Origin of the sequence: Rhodanobacter sp. IGA1.0 (assembly GCF_040208325.1) — a bacterium.
GTDB lineage: Bacteria > Pseudomonadota > Gammaproteobacteria > Xanthomonadales > Rhodanobacteraceae > Rhodanobacter > Rhodanobacter spathiphylli.
In genome coordinates this window covers 1,274,788-1,295,740 of the sequence record NZ_CP157948.1, presented here as the reverse complement: position 1 = coordinate 1,295,740, position 20,953 = coordinate 1,274,788, and the positions used below count along the sequence as shown (strand labels likewise).

17 protein-coding genes are annotated in these 20,953 nt (G+C 68.0%); 10 read left to right on the top strand and 7 right to left on the bottom strand.

Features of this window, described 5'->3' with window-relative positions; genetic code table 11:
* Positions 1-17: 17 nt before the first annotated feature.
* A complete protein-coding gene (locus ABNK63_RS05735) occupies positions 18-440 on the top strand; it encodes an OsmC family protein (protein ID WP_007804672.1) in 423 nt (140 codons plus the stop codon).
* Positions 441-448: 8 nt separating this feature from the next.
* Here the strand turns inward: ABNK63_RS05735 and ABNK63_RS05730 are convergent, their stop codons facing one another.
* Complete coding sequence (locus ABNK63_RS05730; RefSeq protein WP_007804670.1) at positions 449-1,540, bottom strand: 3-deoxy-7-phosphoheptulonate synthase; 1,092 nt, start codon at positions 1,538-1,540, stop codon at positions 449-451.
* Positions 1,541-1,629: 89 nt separating this feature from the next.
* A complete protein-coding gene (locus tag ABNK63_RS05725) occupies positions 1,630-1,782 on the bottom strand; it encodes a hypothetical protein (RefSeq protein WP_204110882.1) in 153 nt (50 codons plus the stop codon).
* On the opposite strand from ABNK63_RS05725, the gene ABNK63_RS05720 reads away from it, so the two are divergent.
* Positions 1,781-2,707, top strand: coding sequence for an oxygenase MpaB family protein (locus tag ABNK63_RS05720; protein WP_350016926.1), 927 nt, complete (start codon positions 1,781-1,783; stop codon positions 2,705-2,707). The genes ABNK63_RS05725 and ABNK63_RS05720 overlap by 2 nt on opposite strands.
* A 48-nt stretch (positions 2,708-2,755) precedes the next feature.
* Here ABNK63_RS05720 and ABNK63_RS05715 read toward each other — a convergent pair whose 3' ends face one another.
* Positions 2,756-3,688 (bottom strand): LysR family transcriptional regulator, encoded by a 933-nt coding sequence (locus ABNK63_RS05715; RefSeq protein ID WP_007804666.1) that lies wholly within the window; start codon positions 3,686-3,688, stop codon positions 2,756-2,758.
* A 207-nt stretch (positions 3,689-3,895) separates the two neighbouring features.
* Between ABNK63_RS05715 and ABNK63_RS05710 the strand changes: the two genes are divergently transcribed.
* The 8 genes from ABNK63_RS05710 (at position 3,896) to ABNK63_RS05675 (ending at position 15,993) form a co-directional block, all read left to right on the top strand.
* Entirely contained in the window at positions 3,896-4,903 is a 1,008-nt protein-coding gene (locus tag ABNK63_RS05710) for an L-threonylcarbamoyladenylate synthase (protein ID WP_007804665.1), read from the top strand.
* A 179-nt stretch (positions 4,904-5,082) separates the two neighbouring features.
* Positions 5,083-6,654, top strand: coding sequence for a proton-conducting transporter membrane subunit (locus tag ABNK63_RS05705; RefSeq protein ID WP_007804663.1), 1,572 nt, complete (start codon positions 5,083-5,085; stop codon positions 6,652-6,654).
* Between the two features lie 23 nt (positions 6,655-6,677).
* Positions 6,678-9,110: a DUF2309 domain-containing protein gene (locus ABNK63_RS05700; RefSeq protein WP_350016925.1), complete on the top strand. Its 2,433-nt coding sequence runs from the start codon at positions 6,678-6,680 to the stop codon at positions 9,108-9,110.
* Between the two features lie 419 nt (positions 9,111-9,529).
* Positions 9,530-11,401, top strand: coding sequence for a 3'-5' exonuclease (locus ABNK63_RS05695; protein ID WP_040672657.1), 1,872 nt, complete (start codon positions 9,530-9,532; stop codon positions 11,399-11,401).
* Positions 11,402-11,649: 248 nt separating this feature from the next.
* Entirely contained in the window at positions 11,650-13,833 is a 2,184-nt protein-coding gene (locus ABNK63_RS05690) for a TonB-dependent siderophore receptor (RefSeq protein WP_350016924.1), read from the top strand.
* Positions 13,834-13,837: 4 nt separating this feature from the next.
* The gene (locus tag ABNK63_RS05685) at positions 13,838-14,134 is read left to right on the top strand and encodes a hypothetical protein (RefSeq protein ID WP_350016923.1); all 297 of its coding nucleotides are present in this window, start codon (positions 13,838-13,840) and stop codon (positions 14,132-14,134) included.
* A 28-nt stretch (positions 14,135-14,162) separates the two neighbouring features.
* Positions 14,163-14,426 carry a hypothetical protein gene (locus tag ABNK63_RS05680; RefSeq protein ID WP_350016922.1) on the top strand — a complete coding sequence of 88 codons (264 nt, stop codon included), beginning with the start codon at positions 14,163-14,165 and terminating at the stop codon, positions 14,424-14,426.
* Between the two features lie 10 nt (positions 14,427-14,436).
* Positions 14,437-15,993, top strand: coding sequence for a PepSY-associated TM helix domain-containing protein (locus tag ABNK63_RS05675; RefSeq protein WP_350016921.1), 1,557 nt, complete (start codon positions 14,437-14,439; stop codon positions 15,991-15,993).
* On the opposite strand, the gene nadD is transcribed toward ABNK63_RS05675, so the two are convergent.
* From nadD to leuS, 4 genes are read right to left on the bottom strand one after another with little or no spacing between them, the layout of a single operon-like run.
* On the bottom strand, positions 15,981-16,610 hold the full coding sequence (nadD, locus tag ABNK63_RS05670) for a nicotinate-nucleotide adenylyltransferase (protein WP_007804649.1): 630 nt from the start codon (positions 16,608-16,610) through the stop codon (positions 15,981-15,983). The two genes, ABNK63_RS05675 and nadD, sit on opposite strands and share 13 nt — an antisense overlap.
* Positions 16,607-17,617 (bottom strand): DNA polymerase III subunit delta, encoded by a 1,011-nt coding sequence (holA, locus tag ABNK63_RS05665; RefSeq protein WP_350016920.1) that lies wholly within the window; start codon positions 17,615-17,617, stop codon positions 16,607-16,609. Before holA ends, nadD begins: the two co-directional genes overlap by 4 nt.
* Positions 17,617-18,156, bottom strand: a complete 540-nt coding sequence (gene lptE, locus ABNK63_RS05660; RefSeq protein ID WP_007804646.1) for an LPS assembly lipoprotein LptE — start codon at positions 18,154-18,156, stop codon at positions 17,617-17,619. Before lptE ends, holA begins: the two co-directional genes overlap by 1 nt.
* Positions 18,157-18,161: 5 nt before the next feature.
* Positions 18,162-20,927: a leucine--tRNA ligase gene (leuS, locus tag ABNK63_RS05655; RefSeq protein WP_083845919.1), complete on the bottom strand. Its 2,766-nt coding sequence runs from the start codon at positions 20,925-20,927 to the stop codon at positions 18,162-18,164.
* Positions 20,928-20,953: the final 26 nt, after the last annotated feature.

The window sequence follows — 20,953 nt, the reverse complement described above, 5'->3', positions numbered from 1 at the left end:
CCGCACAGGAGCATGCCATGAAGAAATCCGCATCCGCCCACTGGTCCGGTGGCATCAAGGATGGCCAGGGCACGATCTCGACCGAGACCGCCGCCTTGCGCGAAGCGCCATACGGATTCAAGTCCCGCTTCGAGAGCGGCCCCGGCACCAATCCGGAGGAGCTGATCGCCGCGGCGCATGCCGCCTGCTATTCGATGGCGCTGTCGCTGGGCCTGGGCAACGCCGGACTGACCGCCGACAGCATCGACACCCGAGCCGTGGTGACGCTGGACAAGGATGGCGACGGCTTTTCGATCACCGCCGTCCACCTCGACTGCGAGGCTCGCGTGCCCGGCGCGGAAGCGGGCTCGTTCAAGCGCATCACCGAGGAGACCAAACAGGGTTGCCCGGTATCCAAGGTGCTCAATGCAAAGATCACGCTGGAGGCGCGCCTGCTCTGACGCGCGACTCAGGCCGCCGCCATGGCCTCCGCCGTGGCAGCGGACACTTCGTGCTGGCGACGCTGGCGCACGGCCTGTGCCAGCGTCGTCAGCACGCCGACCGAGGTGTCCCAGTCGATGCAGCCGTCGGTGATGCTCTGGCCGTAACGCAGCGGCTGCCCGACAAGCAGTTCCTGGCGACCACCGACCAGGTGGCTTTCCACCATCACGCCGAGGATGCGCCGTTCGCCGGTGGCCATGCGCTGGGCGAGGTCATCGATCACCTTCGGCTGGTTCTCCGGCAGCTTGCCGCTGTTGGCATGGCTGACGTCGATCATCACGCGGGCGGGCAAGCCGGCCTTGCCGATGGAGGCGCAGGCGGCCTCCACGCTCGCCTCGTCGTAGTTCGGCTGCCTGCCGCCGCGCAGGATGACGTGGCAGTCGGTGTTGCCGCTGGTGCTGGCGATCGCGGCCTGGCCGTCCTTGGTGACGGCCATGAAGTGGTGGGGCTGGGCCGCCGCTTGCACCGCATCCACCGCGATCCGCACATTGCCGTCGGTGCCGTTCTTGAAACCCACCGGGCAGGACAGTCCCGACGCCAGTTCGCGGTGCACCTGGCTTTCCGTGGTGCGCGCGCCGACCGCGCCCCAGGCCACCAGGTCGGCGATGTACTGCGGCGTGATCATGTCCAGGAATTCGCAGCCGGCCGGCACGCCCAGCGCGTTGATGTCGCGCAGCAGGACGCGAGCGATGCGCAGGCCCTTGTCGATGCGGAAGCTGCCGTCCAGGTCGGGGTCGTTGATCAGGCCCTTCCAGCCCACCGTGGTGCGTGGCTTCTCGAAGTACACCCGCATCACGATTTCCAGCGCGTCGCCGAGTTCACGGCGCAACGGCGCGAGTCGGCCGGCGTACTCCAGCGCTGCCTTCGGGTCATGGATCGAACACGGCCCGATCACCACGGCCAGGCGGTCGTCACTGCCGCCGATGATGCCGTGCAGCGCCTGTCGCGCCGCTTCCACCGTGGCGATCGCCGGCGCCGTGGCGGCGCAGTCGCGCATGACCTCGGCCGGCGTGCTGAGGCGGGTGAGTGCGCGGATGCGCAGGTCGTCGGTGGTGTGCATGGCGGCGGTGCTCCTGGTGGGTTCCCCGGAGGCGGCCGAAAAAAAACCGCCAGGGAGGCTGGCGGTTCGGTGAGGTTGTGTCGATCAGTTCAAAACGATCGCGCCCGCGCCGCCGCCGTTGGCTTCGGATAGCCGTAAAACCAGAAGAACAGGCGGGCGGTGGCGGAATGCATGGCGTCATTGATAACACAATGGACGTCCAAATCAAACTTCCCGTCATCCAGACGATAGACTGGGCGCATGCCATCGCCCATCGACGTGCTCCGCCAACCGATCCGCCACTGGGTGCTGCGCGCCTTTCCGCGCGCCGACACCGGCAGCCTCGACTACGACCATCCGCACGGCGATCCGGGCCTGTTCGGGCCGGACAGCGCCACCTGGCGCGTGCATTCGGACTTCCCCGGCATGCTGGCGGGCGGCCTTGCGGCGCTGACCCTGCAGACCCTGCATCCGCAGGCCCTGGCCGGGGTCTGGGATCACTCCAACTTCCGCGACGACCTGGTCGGCCGGCTGCGCCGCACCACCGCCTTCGTCGGCGGCACCACCTACGCGCCGCGCGCGCAGGCCGAGGCGCTGATCGAACACGTGCGGATGATCCACGGCCACATCACCGGCCACGGCGAGGATGGACGTCCATACAGCGCCAACGACCCCGACCTGCTGACCTGGGTGCACGTCAGCGAAGCGTATTGCTTCCTGCAGGGCTATCGTCGCTACAGCCACATCACGATGCCGGCCGGCGCAGCGGATCGCTATTACGACGAGGTACGCCGTATCGCCGAGGCGCTGGGGGCGCGCGAGGTACCGGCCAGCGAACACGAGGTTGCCGGCTATTTCAGGCGTATCCAGCCGGAACTGGCCTATACCGGGCGCTCGCGCGTGGTGCTCGGCCTGCTTGGCGAAGTGCGCCTGCCGGTGCCGGCCGCCGGACTGTCGCGCGACCTGTTCCTGCTTGCCGGCAGCGCCCTGCTGCCGGACTGGGCGATCGCGATGCTGGGGCGCTCCTTGCGTCAGCAGCGCCGCGCCCGTCTGGCGGCAGGCGCCTTGTGGTTCGTGGCGCCCGTGTTCCGTGCCGCACTGCGTGACGGCATCGCCAGCCACGCCTGTCGACGCATGGGCGTCGCCGCGGAATGGTTGCAGCACTGGCCCCAGGAGCGTGGGCAGTAATAACGCGAGCGGCTGCGGCTGCGTGGTTTTGCCTCGCTCGCTCGGTTTCTAGCGCCCACGCTCCTGGCCGGCGCCCTGCGGAGCCCGCTCGTTCTGCCGGGACAGCGTCCGCTCGTGCTGGATCAACTCGCGCAACAGCGGATTGGGGTATCGCCGGTCCATGGTCACCGCATAGAAGGCTTCCGTGATGCCCTTGAGCGGATCGCCCTCCACCAGCGTGCCGGCGCCGATTTCGTCTTTCACCACGATCGCCGGCAACACGGCAAGACCGATGTCCTCGCGCGCCAGCAGGCGCATCATCGCCATGTCGTCCACCTCGGCAACAATGTGGGGCCGCACGCCGAGGCGATCCACCAGCGCATCGAAGCCGGTTCGTATGCTGGTCTCGCGGGTCGGCAAAATCACCGGATGCTTTTGCAAGCGCTCGGCCAGACTGCATGGCTTGCGGAATCGTTTGGGCGTGCCGATCAGGCTGACCGCCCGTTCGGCCAGCCGATGGGAGACAAACGGCGTGAGCGCATCGCGCGCCGGCGGCTGGTTGATCAGCACGATGTCCAGACTCAACGACTGCAATGAGGCGAGCAGTTCGCCCGGCTGCCCCGAGCGGACGATCAGCTCGATGTCCGGCCGGCCCAGCACGGGCTGCAGGAACTCCATCTGGAAGTTGCGCGACAACGTGGCCTGGGCGCCTACACGCAGCGCGCGCCGACTGGCACCGGCATCGCGCAAGGTGCCCAGCAGTTCCTCGCCGGTGGCGAAGATGGCATCGGCATGATCGAGCGTGATGCGGCCCACCTCAGTGAGATGCAGTTGCCGACCCCGCCGCTCGAACAGCGCATGCCCCAGCCGCTCTTCCAGCTTGCGGATCTGCACGGACAGCACCGACTGCGTCACGTTGAGGCGCGCCGCCGTACGGGTCAGATTGCCGTCGTGGGCGACCGCCCAGAAGTAGCGCAGATGGCTGTAGTTCAGTGCACTCATGACGTTCGATTTTAGCGAACATGATCAAGCAGACAATGAATTTTTTTCAGGACCTGGAAGTGGCTAAGCTGCTGCCAGCAACGCCGCGTCCCGGAGAACCGCCTTGCCACCGAGCCCCTCGCCCAACCGCTCCTCATCCGCTGCCATGGGAAAGCGTGCTTCCCGCGCGGCCGCCCGATGGACCGGCCACCTGCCGGTTGCACGTTCTTGAACCGGCACGAGGCCCGGCTGACTACCGACGTCGAACGCGCCGCCCGCGTTCTACGCGCGGGCGGCCTGATCGGCCTGCCCACGGAAACCGTCTATGGCCTGGGCGCCGACGCACGCAATGCCGACGCGCTGGCGGAAATCTTTTCGGCCAAGCGCCGCCCCGTCGATCATCCGCTGATCGTGCATATCCGTCACCGCGACCAGATTGCGCAATGGTCGCGCGAGGTGCCGTCAGCAGCATGGCGCCTCGCCGAAGCGTTCTGGCCCGGACCATTGACCCTGGTGCTGCCACGCCTGCCCGGCGTGCCTGACCAGGTCACCGGCGGACTGGATACGGTGGCGCTGCGCGTTCCGGCCCACCCGCTGGCGCTCGCCGTCCTCGAAAAGTTCGGCGATGGTGTCGCCGCACCTTCGGCCAATCGCCACGGGCGAGTCAGCCCCACCACGGCGCAGCACGTCCTGGCGGAACTGGGCGACGCGGTCGATGTCGTGCTCGACGGCGGTCCATGCCAGGTTGGCATCGAGTCGACCATCGTCGACTTCCCGGAGGCAGGCCCGCGCATCCTGCGACCCGGTCGGATTACCGCCGATGATTTGCAGCGGGCCACAGGCCTGGCGCCCGTAGCCAGGCTGGCGCCCGAGGTTCGACGTCCCGGCGCGATGACCTCGCACTACGCACCCCGCGCCAAAGTGGTGCTGACCACGCCGACGGAGCTCGCCGGTGTGGTGGAAGCATGGCGCCGGCGCGGCGCCCGTGCGGGCGTGCTCTCGGCACAACCGCCAACCCGCCTGCCTGCCGACGTCACCTGGCTGTCGCTGGGATCGGCAAGTGAGGAACAGGCCCGGCGACTTTACGCACGGCTGCGCGAGGCCGATGCGCTGGCGCTGGACGTGCTGGTGGTGGTGACGCCGCCGGACGAAGGGCTCGGCATTGCGTTGCGCGATCGTCTGCTGCGCGCGGCAGGCCTCGGCGACGGCCGCGTATTCGAGGGTGGCACGGACTAGTGCTGGCGTCCTGACGTTCGCCCTCCCGGATGGCACTGAGCAACCCGGGCTGCATCGGCCTGCCTCGACGCTGCATCATCGTTCGTTTATATCGAATCAAATCCGTCAAACAATGAATTTTCATCCTGCCGATTCGACCGTTACCGTGTCGCCAGCGAAACCCTGACCGGAGATCTGCCTTGTCGCTCTATCTGCTCCCGCTGGCTGCACCGCTGCCGTTGTTGCTTGCCGCGGTTTTCTCGGCCGTGCGACCGGGACGACGTCCGCTTCTCGTGCCGCGAGTCGCCGAGCTTGGCGCCCTGCTGGCACTGCTGATCGCACTGGCCTCAGTGGTGCTGCTGGTCATGAAGGGGCCGGGCGACAGCATGCTCATCGGCAGCCACGGCATCGGCCTGTCGGCACGCCTCGACGTGGTGAGCGCCAGCATGCTGCTGCTGGTCGGCTTCGTCGGCTGGATCGTGGCGCGCTACACCCGCAACTACCTCGATGGCGAAGCGCGCCAGGGTGCCTTCACCGGCTGGCTATGCGCGGCGTTGGCGGCGGTCCTGCTGCTGGTCGGCGCCGGCAACCTGATCCAGCTGGTGCTCGCCTGGATCGCCGTCAGTGTCGCGCTGCGCCAACTGCTGCTGTTCTACGCCGAGCGTGATGCCGCCCGGCGCGCCGCGCGGAAGAAGCTGCTGTTTTCCAGCATCGGCGCGGGGGCGCTGCTGCTCGCCGCCGGCCTGCTTGCCCATGGCTATGGCAGCACCGACATCGCCGTCATCAACGCCGCGGCCCGCACCGGCGACAGGCCCGTACTCGTGACGCTGGCCGCGGCGGCGCTGGCCGTGGCCGCCCTGCTCAAATCGGCACAATTTCCCACCCATGGATGGCTGACCGAGGTGATGGAGGCGCCCACGCCGGTCTCCGCCTTGCTGCACGCAGGCGTCATCAATGCCGGCGGCTTTCTGCTGATCCGTTTCGCCGACGTGATGTTGCTGGCCCCGGGCGTGCTGGCCGTGCTGGCCATGGTCGGCGGCTTCACCGCGATCTTCGGCGCACTGGTGATGCTGACCCAGCCGGCGGTGAAGACTTCGCTGGCCTGGTCGACGGTGGCGCAAATGGGCTTCATGACGCTGCAATGCGGGCTGGCGCTGTTCCCGCTGGCCTTGCTGCACATAGTCGCGCATTCGCTGTACAAGGCACACTCGTTCCTCTCCTCCGGCGGCGCCGTCGAGCAGGTCGCCGCCACCCGCCGACCCGGGCCGGTCGCTGTACCCGATGGTGCTGCCGTGGGTCGCGCCTTCGTGCTGGCCATCACCATCTACGCGCTGATCGGCACGGCGTCTGGACGGCTGTTCGGCATGCAGCACGAGTCGCCACAGGCGCTGGCACTGGGCGCGATCCTGATCTTCGGGGTGGCCTACCTGCTGGCCCAGGGCCTGGCCGACGCCGCGCCCCGCTCGCTCACCCGCAAGACCGTGCTCTGGTCCACGGCCGCCGCCATCGGCTACTTCAGCCTGCAAGTCACGGCCGGCTGGCTTGCCGCCGGCACCCTGCCCGCCACACCTGCGCCCGATCGGCTCGCCTGGACCTTGATGATGCTGGCGATCCTCAGTTTCGGTGCAGTCGCGGTGGCACAGGCCCTGCTGCCGCTGTGGGCCGGGCATCCCGCTGCCCGCGGCTTGCGCGTGCACCTGTCGAACGGCCTCTACGTCAATGCAGCCTTCGAGCGGCTGCTTGGCGGCTGGTCCACCCGCAAAGCCCCGTGAATCCCGGCGCCAGGAACTCCGCCATGCTGATGTCCGTCTGCCCCGATCAGTCGACCGCCGCCGCGTCCGTTCACGACGCGGCGCAACGTGCGGCCCGATTGATTCCACCGTTATGGCCACTGGCCACCAGCGTCGCGGTGAACCCGTATCTGGGTCATGTCGATGAAACACTGGCGATGACCTCCGTGCGCCTCAGGCGCGCGGCCGGCGTGCGCAGCACCATGCCGCGTCGCTGGTATGCCGAACGCATGCGCGCCGGCGAGATCAGCGATGCCGACCTTGCCGCCGCGTGGAAAGCGGCTCCGACAATCCCCGCCATCGAAACCCTGGCGCAACTGAAAGCGAGCGCATCGATGGACTCGCGGATCCTCGGCGCGCATCCCACGGTCGCAGCCTTGGCCAGCGCCGCCAGCGGCAGCGACTGGCCCGGAATCGTCGCCGCACGCATCAGCCACTGGGCAGCCGGCTATTTCGACCAGGGCCAGGCCTTGTGGTCAGCACCCCGGGGACGCAATGCCTATGAAGCCTGGCGTGCCTTCGCCAGCCTGGACCTGACACCCGAGATCGCCGGACTGAAAGGTTTCGCCAGTCAGGTTTCGCGGCTTCCGGAGACCGCCGAAAAGGCCATCGCCGCGGGCGTCGCCGATCTGGGCCTCGGCGACGCCGCGCTGGAGAGCTATTTCCACCGCTTGCTGGTCAGTCTTGGCGGCTGGTCGCAGATGGCGCGCTACCGACAATGGCAGGCCGAACTGGCCGGCGGCAGCGACCGTACCGTGACCGACCTGCTGGCGATCCGGCTGGCATGGGAAGTGGCGTTGTGGCGACAACATGCCGCCGCCATCGAGCCGGACTGGCACGCGGCGATCTCGGCGTACGCCGAGCCACTCGCCCCGACGCGCGACGACCTGATCGACGCCGTCCTGCAGGAAGCCTTCGAGCGCGCGGGACAACGCCAGTTGGCGGTCGAGCTGTCGCGCGACATCGCCGTGTCCTCGCCAGGTCGCGCACCGCTGCAGATGGCGTTCTGCATCGACGTGCGATCCGAGGTATTCCGGCGCGCGCTGGAACGCGTCGATCCGCGGATCCAGACGCTGGGAATGGCAGGTTTCTTCGGCATCGGCGTAGCCCACCGGCGGTTTGCTTCCGACGTGGCGGAAGCGCGCCTGCCGGCATTGCTGCACCCTCAATGGAGAAGCTGCGCGGGCGCCGCGGACGACCACACCGCACAGCGCGATCGGGATCGACGCATCGACCATCGGGCCACCCGCGCCTGGGGGCGTTTCAAGCTGGCGGCGATCTCGTCGTTTGCCTTCGTCGAAGCCACCGGCCCGCTCTACATCGGCAAGCTGCTGCGCGACGGGCTCGGCTTCGGGCATGCCAGGAAACCTGTCGAACCGATGCCACGGATCGAGTCCGCGCCAGACCTCGAAGCACGCGTTGCCGCAGCGGCCGCGGCGCTGCGCACGATGTCGCTGACCCGAAACTTTGCGCGGCTGGTCGTGCTCGCCGGGCATGGCGCCGAGGTGGTCAACAATCCACATGGCAGCGGGCTCGACTGTGGCGCCTGCGGCGGCCATGCCGGCGACGTCAACGCGCGCTTGATGGCCGGCCTGCTCAACGATCCGGACGTCCGTGCGGGGCTGGCCTCGCACGGCATCGCGATTCCAGCGGATACGCTGTTCGTGGGCGCGTTGCATGTCAGCACCACGGACACCGTGATCCTGTACGACACGGATCATCCATCCAGTGCGCATGCCGCCGATCTCGCCCAGGCGAACTGCTGGATGGCCGCCGCAGGCCGGTTCGCGCGCAGCGAGCGCATGCTGCGCCTGCCCGGTGCCGCCAGCGGCGAAGATGTCTTGCGACGCGCCAGCGACTGGTCCGAGGTACGCCCCGAGTGGGCGCTGGCTGGATGCCAGTCCTTCATCGTCGCTCCGCGCCGGCGCACAGCCACGCGTGACCTTGGCGGGCGCGCGTTCCTGCAGGAGTACGAATGGCAGCAGGACGAAGGCTTCGGCGTACTGGAAATGATCCTCACTGCACCGGTCGTCGTCGCCAGCTGGATCAGCTTGCAATACTACGGTTCCAGCGTGGCACCGACCTTGTTCGGTGCCGGCAACAAACTGCTGCACAACGTCACCGGCGGCATCGGCGTGGTGGAAGGCAACGGCGGCCTGCTGCGTGCGGGACTACCGTGGCAATCGGTGCACGACGGCGAACGGCTGATGCACCAGCCACGGCGCCTGTCGGTACTGGTGGATGCGCCGCGCGAGGCCATCAGCGCCATCCTCGAACGTCACGGCAACCTGCGCTCGCTGTTTGAGCACCGCTGGATGCATCTCTTTGCACTGGATGAGCGGGGCCGGATGGCCTGGCGGTATGCCGGCGATCGCTGCTGGCAATCGATGTCTGACGCCGAGGCACGACTGGCAACCGCCGACGTCGCCCTCGCATGATTGAGCGCCCGAAACACCGCAGCCCTGGGGATGTCCGCTGCCGCACGCATCGCCCGTCGCTGACCAAGCCTCGCCGTCGAACGGGAATGCCCAAGGCACGACAGGTATTCACGGGCGGACAAGGACTCGATCGAAGCGGGCGAATCCGGACATGAGTGGATGGCTCGATATGCCGCTTGCCGGCGCGCGACATCGTGACCCCGCCGTACGCGCGGAATGATCCGGATATCCCCGACTGCCTGCTGGCGGGCGTGCTGCGCCCTCTCATTGCAAGCTCGCTGACTTGCCAGCTCCGCCACGACCACCGGGAAGCGTCCCCGGCGATGGCGCGAACGTCGAGCGGCCCCGGCCGACGATGCAGGATTGACACTTCCACGCTATCGGCTAACGTCACCTGGATACGTCAGTCAGGTGCGCCCGTGGCATCACTCATCCCCACCCGCAACAGCTGCCTGCCGCGGATGACCGGCGGCGAGAAGCGCGTCTCCGAGCGGCTCGAGCAGAAACTCGAGGACGACTACCTGCTGTGGTACGACGTACCGGTCGGACTGAAACAGCGCCATCCGGACTTCGTGATTTTCCATCCGCGCCGAGGCCTGCTGGTGCTGGAGGTGAAGGACTGGAAGGCCGACACCATCCGCCATGCCGACAGCACCCAGTTCACCCTGGTCACCGAGCGCGGCCTGATCAAGGAAACCAGCCCGCTGCTGCAGGCGCGCGCGTATGCGCTGGAGATCGGCGTGGTGCTGGAACGCGATCCGGCGCTGCGTTACCCGGAAGGCTCGCGCTACGCGGGCAAGTTGATCATGCCGTGGGGCTGGGGCGTGGTGCTGGCCAACATCACCCGCAAGCAATTCGACGAAGGTGCGCTGGGCGAGGTGCTGCCCGAACATCTGGTGCTCTGTCGCGACGAGCTGTACGAGACGGTCGACGCCGAAGCGTTCCAGGAGCGGCTGTGGGCGATGTTCCCCCAGGTGTTTCCGGTGACCATGACCCTGCCCCAGATCGATCGCGTGCGCTGGCACCTGTTCCCCGAACTGCGGGTGGAGGCCGGCAGCGGCCAGTTCGGCCTGTTCGGCCCCACCGATGCCGCGGTGCGTCCGCTGGAGATTCCCGACCTGATCAAGGTGATGGACGGGCAGCAGGAGCAACTGGCGCGTTCGCTGGGCGGCGAGCATCGCGTGATCCACGGCGTGGCCGGCTCGGGCAAGACGATGATCCTGGGCTTCCGCGCCATGCAGCTGGCGCGTGAGATGACCAAGCCGATCCTGGTGCTCTGCTACAACAAGACGCTCGCCGCGCGACTGGAGCAGCTGATCGGCGAGCGCGGCCTGGGCGAGAAGGTGCAGGTCTACAACTTCCACAAGTGGTGCCGCAAGATGCTGGTGGCATACAACGAGCCGCTGCCGGCTGGCAGCGGCAGGGCCTTCATCGAGGCGCTGCCGCCGGCGGTGATCGCCGGCGTCGACCGCGGCCAGATTCCGCGCGCCCAGTACGGCGCGGTGCTGGTCGACGAAGGCCACGACTTCGAGCCGGACTGGTACAAGCTGATCGTGCAGATGATCGACCCGGCCACCAATTCGCTGCTGGTGCTGTACGACGACGCGCAGAACATCTACGGCAACCCGAACCGGCGCAAGATCAGCTGGAAAAGCCTCGGCGTGCAGGCCCAGGGCCGCACCACCATCCTCAAGCTCAACTACCGCAACACGCTGGAAATCCTCTCGGTGGCGCGCGCCTTCGCGCAGGACCTGCTGGCCGCGCGCCTCGACGATGCCGACGGCGACGGCGTGCCGCTGATCGCCCCGGAAAGCGCCGGCCGCCGCGGCGCCGTGCCCGAGCTGGTGCGCACCGACACCGCCCGCGCGCAGATGGACGTGCTGATTGCCCGGCTGCGCGACGAGCACGCGCACGGCCGTCCGTATTCGGAGATGGCGGTGATCTATCGCAACCAGTGGGAAGGCGAGAAATTGCACGAAGTGCTCAAGCGCCTGGACATTCCCAGCCGGCTCGCCGACAACGCCGGCAAGCAGACCCTGTTCGTGGTCGAGGACAGCGTGAAGCTGGTCACCATGCACTCCAGCAAGGGCCTGGAGTTCCCGTTCGTGATCATCCCCGGCATCGGCGGCCTGCCCAAGGAAGGCCAGAGCGAAGCCGACGAAGCCCGCCTGCTCTACGTGGCGATGACCCGCGCCACCGAACACCTGCTGCTGATCCACCACGACGACTCGGTCTTCAGCAAGCGCATCCGCGATTCGATCAACGACGTGAGCGCACAGTTGTCCGGCTGACGAGCCACGTTGCCCCGCGGCATTGCGCCGCGGGGCAACTGCGCGACACCGGTTGCCGGGCAAGCCGGCCACTCATACAATAAGAATCATTCTCACCTGATGACTCCCCGGCATGGCGTGGCGGTCGACGCGCGCCTGTCGCCATCCGGTGCAGGAACACAGCCATCGCGCGATGGCGGCCGGGTCGCCATCCCGGTCCGCCTCGACGCGTGCAGCCGCTTCCCGCCAACCTGCTGACAAGGCTTCCGATGTCATCGATCTCCTCTTCGTCCGTGGCGAGCGCCGCTCCGCGCCACCGCTCCGCGCTGCCGCACGCGATCCGCATGGCATGGCTGGCGACGCTGGTCAGCTTCGGCGTCTCCACCCATGCCGCCGACATCCCGGCCGCCACGAGCACCAGCGGCGACGCGCAACAGAACACCGCGACCACGCTGGAAGGCGTACAGGTCACCGCGCCAATCGCGAAAGACAGCAATTCGGTGACCAAGACCGATACGCCGATCATCGAGATACCGCAGTCGGTCTCGGTGATCACCGACGAGCAGATGAGCCTTCGCGGCATCCAGGGCATCGAGGAAGCGGTGTGGTACACCGCCGGCGCCCAGGGCGGCGGCTACGGCCCCGACTCGCGCAGCGACTGGCTGCTGGTGCGCGGCTTCACCCCGGCGCGCTACATGGATGGGCTGGCGCTGGCCGAAGGCTCGGGCACCGGCATCACCCGCATCGAGCCGTACGGGCTGGAGCGGCTGGAAGTGCTGAAGGGCCCCTCGTCGGTGGTCTACGGCGCGATGCCGCCGGGCGGCATGGTCAACATGGTCAGCAAGCGACCGACCGAACAGCCGCTGCATGAGGTGGGCGTGGAAGTCGGCAGCTTCGACCTGCGCCAGGGCACGTTCGACTTCGGCGGCCCGCTGAATGATTCAGGCACGCTGCTGTATCGGCTCACGGGCCTGGCCCGCAACAGCGACACCATGGTCGACCACATCAAGGACGATCGTTATTACCTGGCGCCGGCGCTGACCTGGAAGCCCGACAACAGCACTTCGCTGACCGTGCTGTCGCATTTCCAGAAATCCGCGACTGCGTCCGGCGGTGGCTTCCTGCCCGCCGAAGGCACCCTGCTGCCCAGCCCCAACGGCAGGATTCCGCGCCATCGCTTCACCGGCGAGCCGGGTCAGAACGATTACGACAAGACGCTGGCCTCGATCGGCTACGAGTTCCACCACGACTTCGCCAGCGGCCTGGCCTTCAACCAGAACCTGCGCTACGGCAAGGCCGACGTCGACAATAACGGCGGCAACGTGGGCGCGTTCGGCCTGCTCGGCGACGGTCGCACCCTGCTGCGCTATCTGTTCCCGAACGAGAACCACACGAAGACCTTCGGCGTCGACAACAACCTGCAGTACACCTTCGACGCGGGCAGCGTGCAGCACATCGTGCTGGCCGGCGTGGACTATCGCCGCGCAAAGGACGACTACGCCTCGGCGTTCGACTTCAACGTGGGCGGACTGGACGTGTTCGACCCGGTCTACGGCAGTCCGGTGACGGTGCCCGCGTACACCAGCCACACGCTGCAGACGCAAACGCAATTGGGCGTCTATCTGCAGGACCAGATCAGGCTGGGTCGCTGGGGCATCACCCTCGGCGGTCGCCAGGATCACGTGAAAACCGACACCGACAACCTGATCGGCGGCACCACCACAGGCCAGACCGACGACGCATTCTCCGGCCGCGTCGGCGTCAACTACCTGTTCGACAGCGGCCTGGCGCCATACGTGTCCTGGTCGCATTCGTTCCAGCCCACCGTGGGCACCGACTTCGCCGGCAAGGCGTTCAGCCCGACCACCGGCGACCAGTACGAAGCGGGCCTGAAATACCAGCCGGCCGGCGGCAATGGCTTGCTCAGCGCATCCGTCTACCAGATCACCCAGCAGAACTCGCTGACGATCGACCCGAATCACACGCTGTACCAGGTGCAACAGGGTGAAACGCGCCTGCGCGGCGTGGAGCTGGAAGGCCGCTGGAACATCGGCCGCAACCTCAGCGTGTATGGCGACTACACGTACAGCGATTCGGAAGTGACGCGCAGCAACGATCTGCCCTCGCTGGGCAGGCAGATCGCCCTGCTGCCGAAACAGCAGGCCTCGCTGGGCGCCGACTACACCATCGTGGGCGGAACCCTGGCCGGGCTCGGTTTCGGCGGCGGCGTGCGTTACGTGGGCGAGCACTACGGCGACATCTACAACGACTGGAAGACGCCGTCGTACACCTTGCTCGACGCGGCCGTGCACTACGACACCGGTGGCTGGCGGCTGCAGTTGAACGTCAGCAACCTCACCGACAAGACCTACGTCTCGGCCTGCAACAGCGCCGCGTGGTGCTACTACGGCTACGAGCGCACGGTCACCGCCAGCGCGCGTTACCGCTGGTAAGCGCATGACGGCCTGGCTCGGCGTGGTGGCCTTCGCGATGGCGGCACTGTCCGCCGTCGCGTTGTACGCCGGCTCGCCGCACTGCATGTGGCGCGTACTGCGCGGCCGGCCGTGCAGCGCACGGCTGATCGGCACGCTGCTCGCGCTGGCGTCCCTGCTTGCCTGGGCGCAGCTGTTCGGCGTCGCCGCCGGCCTCGGCGCCACGCTCGCCAGCCTGATGCTGGTGCTGGTCGCGCAGCCATACCTGGCCCTGTTCATCGGCAGTCCGGATGCCGACACCACGGCGGACGACAAGGCATGATCCGCCACCACCGCAGGAAAACGTGCTGATGTGGGCGCGGCTCAGCGCCGGCATCGTGCCGGGTTTCTTCCTCGCCGCCGCGCTGCTCGGGCTGGTCAGCTGGCTGCTGCCCGGCAGGTGGGAATCGACCATCATGGTCGGCCTGCTGGCGTTCTTCCCGCTGTGGATCGGCATTGTCTGCGCCGCGCTGCGGTTTTCCAGCGGACGGCGCGCGTGGCTCTGCCTGGGCATCGCGGCCGTGGCGGGCTTAAGCCTGCTGCGGTTGCTGCAAGCATCGGGTTGGGTCGGCTGAACATGTCACGATGAAATTGAAACCGGCCACCTTGCGCACCTTCACCACCCTGCATTCGTGGGTGGGCATGCTGGCGGGCTTCGCGCTGTTCGTGGCGTTCTACGCCGGCGCGATCACCGTGTTCCATCACTCGCTGCAGCAATGGGCGAGCCCGCAGCTTGCCGCCACCGCCTCGCTGGACGATGCGCAACAACTGCTCGACCAGGTGCTGGCGCGCCACCCGGAAGCACGCGAACACCTGGGCATGACCTTCCCCGGCTACGAGCTGGCCGAGGCCACCGCGTACTGGCAGGACGCGCAAGGCGTCTGGCAATTCGCCACCCCGCAGCAACTGGCCGGCAGCCCGACCCCGCCAGGCGCCAGCCTGCCCGAGCTGGTCAACGAACTGCATTACACGCTGGGTCTGCCGCTGGTCGGCACCTGGCTGATGGGACTGGTCAGCCTGCTGTACGGCGTCGCGCTGGTGTCGGGTTTCGTGATCCATCTGCCGCGGCTGTTCAAGGATCTGTTCGCGCTGCGCCCGGGGCGCAACCTCAAGCGCTTCTGGCAGGACGCACACAACGTGATCGGCGTGCTGAGCCTGCCGTTCCACATCGTGTTCGCGGTCACCGGCGCGCTGCTGTGCCTGCTGGTCGTGCTGATGCTGGCGCTGAATCCGCTGGTCCACGACGGCAAGCTGATGGCCGCGTCGGCCGCTGCGATGGACACCGCGCCGATCGTGCAGAAGGCGGATGTTTCCCGGCCGCTGTCGCCACTGGCAAGCTGGCACGCGCGCGCGATCGCGGTGGCGGCGGAACATGGCGTCGCCGATTTCGTGCCTGGCTATCTGAAGCTCGCCCATGCCGGCGATGCCCATGCCGTGGTCGAGATCACCGGCACTTCGCCGCGCGGACTCGGTGCCGGCGCGGTGGCGCTGGATGCCACCAGCGGCGCGGTGCTGGCCACCCAGCTGCCCGGTTCGCGCGACGCCAACCACGCGGTGCTCACGGCGGTCTACGCGCTGCACTTCGGCGACTACGGCAATGTCGCGGTGCGATGGCTGTATTTCCTGCTGGGCCTGGGCGGTGCCTTCCTGTTCTATTCCGGCAACCTGTTGTGGATCGAGTCGCGGCGCAAGCGGCGGCAGGCCGAACAGGGGCGCTCCTCGATCATCATGGCGCGCGCCACCGTCGGCGTGTGCATCGGCGTCTGCGTGGCGATCTCCGCGGCGTTCGTGGCGGCGCAACTGCTGCCTGCACTGGGCTGGCGCGTCGATGCCGGCGAACGCTGGATCTGCTTCGGCAGCTGGGCGCTGTGCGTGGCCTGGGCAGCGCGGCGCGCGCCCCTGCGTGCTGCCCGGGAATTGTTGTGGCTCGCCGCGATCGTCACCGCGCTGGTTCCGCTGGCCCACGGCCTCGTCACCGGCGGGTGGTTCTGGCGCAGCGCCGCGGCCGGTCACGGCGCGTTGCTGGCGATCGACCTGGGCGCGCTGGCGCTGGCGGCGGGCTTCGCCTCGCTGGCACGTGCGGCGTCACGGCGCAGCCGCAGCGGCGACGCCAACAGCGTATGGGCGGATCAGGCCCGGTAAGGGGCCAGCAAGGCGGGCTCGTCGAACAGCCCGGCCGGCAGCAGGTAACGCGGATCGCGACCGGCGGCCAGCAACTCGCGGATGCGGGTGGCGGAGATCTCCAGCGGGGTCACCGCCAGTTCGATGACCTTGCCGGCCGACGCGCGACGCAAGTCCGCGGCGTCGACGACGCGCCTGCCCGCCACCTCGTCTTCCAGTTCAACCGGCAAGCTGGCCGATACGCCGGGCCGGCTCAGCACGCCGACATGGGCCACCGCGAACAGTTCGCGCCAGCGATGCCAGCTGGCCAGGTTGGCGAAGGCATCGGCACCGACCAGCAGCACCAGCGGCCGCTCGCCCTGCTCCGCACGCAACTCGTGCAGGGTGTCGATGGTGTACGAAGGGCCGGCGCGATCCAGCTCGCGCGTGTCCAGGGTGAGCCTCGACTGGCCATGCAGCGCCGCACGCAGGATCGCCACCCGCTGCATCGCCGAGGCCATCGGCGCGTCGCGATGCGGCGGCACGCTGGCCGGCATCAGGCGCACTTCGGCGTCGAGCAGTTCGGCCGCTTCCCATGCCACGCTGAGATGACCCAGGTGCACCGGATCGAAGGTGCCGCCGAAGATCGCGAGGGTCACGCCAGCGCCCTGGCAGCCCGCGGCTCCGCCAGTGCGGCGATCAGCCGTTCGGCCTCCTGCCACGGATTGCCCTGCTCGCGGCCCTTGACCATGCGGTCGATGCGCGAGGCGCGCGCCAGGCATTGCAGCCAGTGTTCGCGGGGCGCCCGGCGCAGCGCCTGGCGGAACAGGTTCTCGCGCGCCTGCCACAGGTGTTCGGCGCGGAACTGGGCAGCCAGATCCGATGCGTTGGCGAGGCGCAAGGCGAGCTGCAGCTGATTGACCAGCCAGCCCATCAGCGCCAGCAGCTCGTCGCCTTCCGAGCGCAACCCGGCCAGGATGCGCAGCGCGCGGGCGCCGTCACCCAGGAAGGCCGCATCGGTGAGCTTGAACACGTCGTAGCGGGCGCTGTCGGCGACCAGGTTCTCCATCTCGGCGGCGTCGATGCGGCCTTCGCCGTGCAGCACCGCGAGCTTGTCGATTTCCTGCGCGGCGGCCAGCAGATTGCCCTCGACGCGCTCCGCCAGCAGGGCCACCGCGTCAGGCGTGGCGGACAGCTTGCGCGCAGCCAGCCGTGCGGTGAGCCAGCTGGCCCATTCGTTCGGTCGCGGCGCGTTGAACACCACCATCGTGCCGCTGGCGTCGAGCTTCCTGCTCCAGGCGCCGTCATGCTTGTTGCTCCACTCCATCGCGGTGATCAGCAAGGTGACGTCCGGCGGCGGATCGGCGCAGAACGCGGTGATCGCCTTGGCGCCCTCTATGCCGGGGCGGCCGGTGGGCAGGCGCAGATCGATCAGCCGCCGACTGGCGAACAGCGACATCGCCGCGCCGGAACGGGCCAGGTCGTTCCAGTCGAAGTGCTGGCCAACCTCGAGCACCTCGCGCTCGCCGTAGCCGAGCCGGCGCGCCTGCGCGCGCAGGGCGTCGGCAGCTTCGAGCACCAGCAACTGCTCGCCGGCCAGCAGGTAGACCGGCTGCAGGCTGTCGCCCGCCAGCGCCTTCTGCCACTGACCGGGGTTGAGCGGCATCAGTGCGTGCTGGCGGCGCTGGCCGGCTCGGCCAGCTGGTGCTTGCTGGCCGCCTGCAGGCGGAACAGGATCGCCTGCACCATGTCGTCATTGAGGCTGCGCTGCAACTCCTGCACCTGCGATTCGTTGCCGACGGTATTGCTGGCGTCGTAGCTGTACTCGCGCGACATGTCGATGCGCTGGACCGGCAGCAGCGGATGGCCGTCCGCATCGGTCACGTCGAACTCGACGTGATAGCGCACCGCGTACTCGGTGATCCGCACGTAACCGCCGGCGCTCAGCGTCTCGGTGCTGAACCTGGCCGTCGGCACGCGCAGCTCGGCGATGCCCGGGCCGGCGGCATCCTCGATCGTGACGTCCGAGGTTTCCAGCGCACGGGTCAGCCGGCGCTCGAGTTCGCCACCGCCGTTGACGGTGACGTGCATGCGCTGCATCTGCGCGGGCAGGTTCGCGTTTTCGCGCAGGTGGAAGCCGCAGGCGGACAGCGCCAGCGTGGTGGCCAGCAGCGACGCGAGCTGGAACAGGCGAGCGGTTTTCATGAAGTTCATCCTGCGACGATGTTGACGATCTTGCCGGGCACCACGATCACCTTGCGCACGGTCAGGCCTTCCAGGAAATGGGCCACTTGCGGCTGCGCCAGCGCCATGGCCTCGGCGTCTTCCTTCGAGGCGCCGGCGGCGACCTCGATGGTAGCGCGCAATTTGCCGTTGACCTGCACCGCCAGCGTCAGCGTGTCGCGCACCAGCGCGGCCGGATCGACCCGCGGCCACGGCTGGTCCTCCAGCACGCTTTCGGGATGACCCAGCACCTGCCACAGCGCGTGACTGACGTGCGGCACCACCGGGTTCAGCAGCAGCACCATCGCCTCCAGCGCCTCGTGGCGCACGGCGCGGCCCTGGTCACTCTGGTCGGCGAACTTGCCCAGCGCATTGAGCAGTTCCATCAGCGCCGCGATCGCGGTGTTGAACGCGTGGCGGCGACCGAAATCGTCACTGACCTTCTGGATGGTTTCGTGCAGCTGGCGGCGCAGGGCTTTCTGGCCGGCGTCCAGCGTGGCCGGGTTCGTTTCGGGATGATCCGGGTTCCCGGCATGCGTGGTCACTTCACGCCACAACCGCTTGAGGAAGCGCGCCATGCCTTCGACGCCGGCCTCGCTCCATTCCAGCGACTGTTCCGGCGGCGCGGCGAACATCGAGAACAGCCGCACGGTGTCGGCGCCGTACTTGTCCACCATGGTCTGCGGGTCGATGCCGTTGTTCTTCGACTTCGACATCTTCTCGGTGCCACCGATCTTCACCGGCTCGCCATCGGCCTTGAGTACCGCACCAATCACGCGCGCCTTGTCGTCACGCTGGATCTCGACATCGGCCGGATTGATCCAGTCCTTCGAGCCATCGGCGTTGTCGCGGTAGAACGTCTCGGCGATCACCATGCCCTGGCACAGCAGGTTCTGCGCCGGCTCGTCCGAATGCACCATGCCCGCGTCGCGCAGCAGCTTGTGATAGAAGCGGAAGTAAAGCAGATGCATGATCGCGTGTTCGATGCCGCCGACGTACTGGTCGACCGGCAGCCAGTAGTTGGCGCGCTCGTCGATCTGGGCATTGGCGCCGGGGCTGGTGTAGCGCGCGTAGTACCAGCTCGACTCCATGAAGGTGTCGAACGTGTCGGTCTCGCGTTCGGCCGGGCCGCCGCATTGCGGGCAGGTGGTCTTGCGCCATTCCGGGTCGGCCTTGATCGGCGACTGCACCCCGCTGAACGCCACGTCCTCGGGCAGCACCACCGGCAGCTGGTCTTCCGGCACCGGCACCGCTTCGCACTTGGGACAATAGATCACCGGGATCGGGCAGCCCCAGTAGCGCTGGCGGCTGACGCCCCAGTCGCGCAGGCGGAAGTTGACCCGGCGCTGGCCGCGGCCCTCGGCCTCGAAGCGCCTGGCCAGCGCGTCCAGCGCCTGCTGGAAGTCGAGGCCATCGTACTCGCCGGAATTCACCAGGATGCCGCGCTCGGTGAAGGCGCACTGCTCCATCACCCGCTGCTCGAAATCCTCGATGACCTGCACCGCGGACTTCGTATCGTAGGCATCGGTATCGCCGCCACCGAGCGCCGCGCGCATCGGATCGGCGCCGACGCCAAGGGACAGGTCGTGGCCGATTTCGCGCACCGCGTCGAGCACGCTGCGGTCGACCACCACCATCCTGATCGGCAGGCTGTAGCGCTTGGCGAATTCCCAGTCGCGCTGGTCGTGGCCGGGCACCGCCATCACCGCGCCGGTGCCGTAGTTCATCAGCACGAAGTTCGCCACGTACACCGGCAGCGCCTCGCCGGTGATCGGGTGGACGGCACGCAGGCCGGTGTCCATGCCGCGCTTTTCCTGGGTCTCCATTTCCGCTTCGGAGACGCCGCCCTGGCGCAGGCCGGCGATGAACTCGGCCAGCGCCGGACGCGCCAGCGCCGCGTACTGTGCCAGCGGGTGCTCGGCCGCGATCGACAGGAAGGTCACGCCCATCAGCGTGTCCGGCCGGGTGGTGAACACCGTGATCGGCTCGACCGGCGCCTCGTCGTCATTGACGTCGAAACGGATTTCCAGGCCCTCGCTGCGGCCCAGCCAGTTGCGCTGCATGGTCTTCACCGCGTCGGGCCAGCCCGGCAACGTGTCCAGGCCGTCCAGCAATTCGGGCGCGTAGTCGGTGATCTTCAGGAACCACTGCGGGATCTCGCGCTTCTCCACCACCGCGCCCGAGCGCCAGCCGCGGCCGTCGACCACCTGCTCGTTGGCCAGCACGGTCTGGTCGATCGGGTCCCAGTTCACCACCGCGTTCTTGCGGTACGCCATGCCCTTCTTCAGCAGGCGGGTGAACATCAGCTGTTCCCAGCGGTAATAGTCCGGCCGGCAGGTGGCGAACTCGCGGGTCCAGTCGATCGCGTAGCCCAGCGACTTAAGCTGGCTGCGCATGTGGTCGATGTTGGCGTAGGTCCACTTGGCCGGCGCGGTCCTGTTCTTGATTGCGGCGTTCTCGGCGGGCAGGCCGAACGCGTCCCAGCCCATCGGCTGCAGCACGTTCTTGCCCTGCATGCGCTGGTAGCGGCTGATCACGTCGCCGATGGTGTAGTTGCGCACGTGGCCCATGTGCAGCGCGCCGGAGGGGTACGGCAGCATCGACAGGCAGTAGAACTTCGGCCGCGAGTCGTCCTCGACCACTTCGTACGCGCGCTGCGCGGTCCAGTAGCGCTGGGCAGCGGCCTCCACGGCCTGCGGGCGGTAGCCGGCTTCGTCCTGCTCGGGGGTGGTCGGGGCTTGGGTGTCCTGCATGATCATGCTGCCATATGCGATTGATG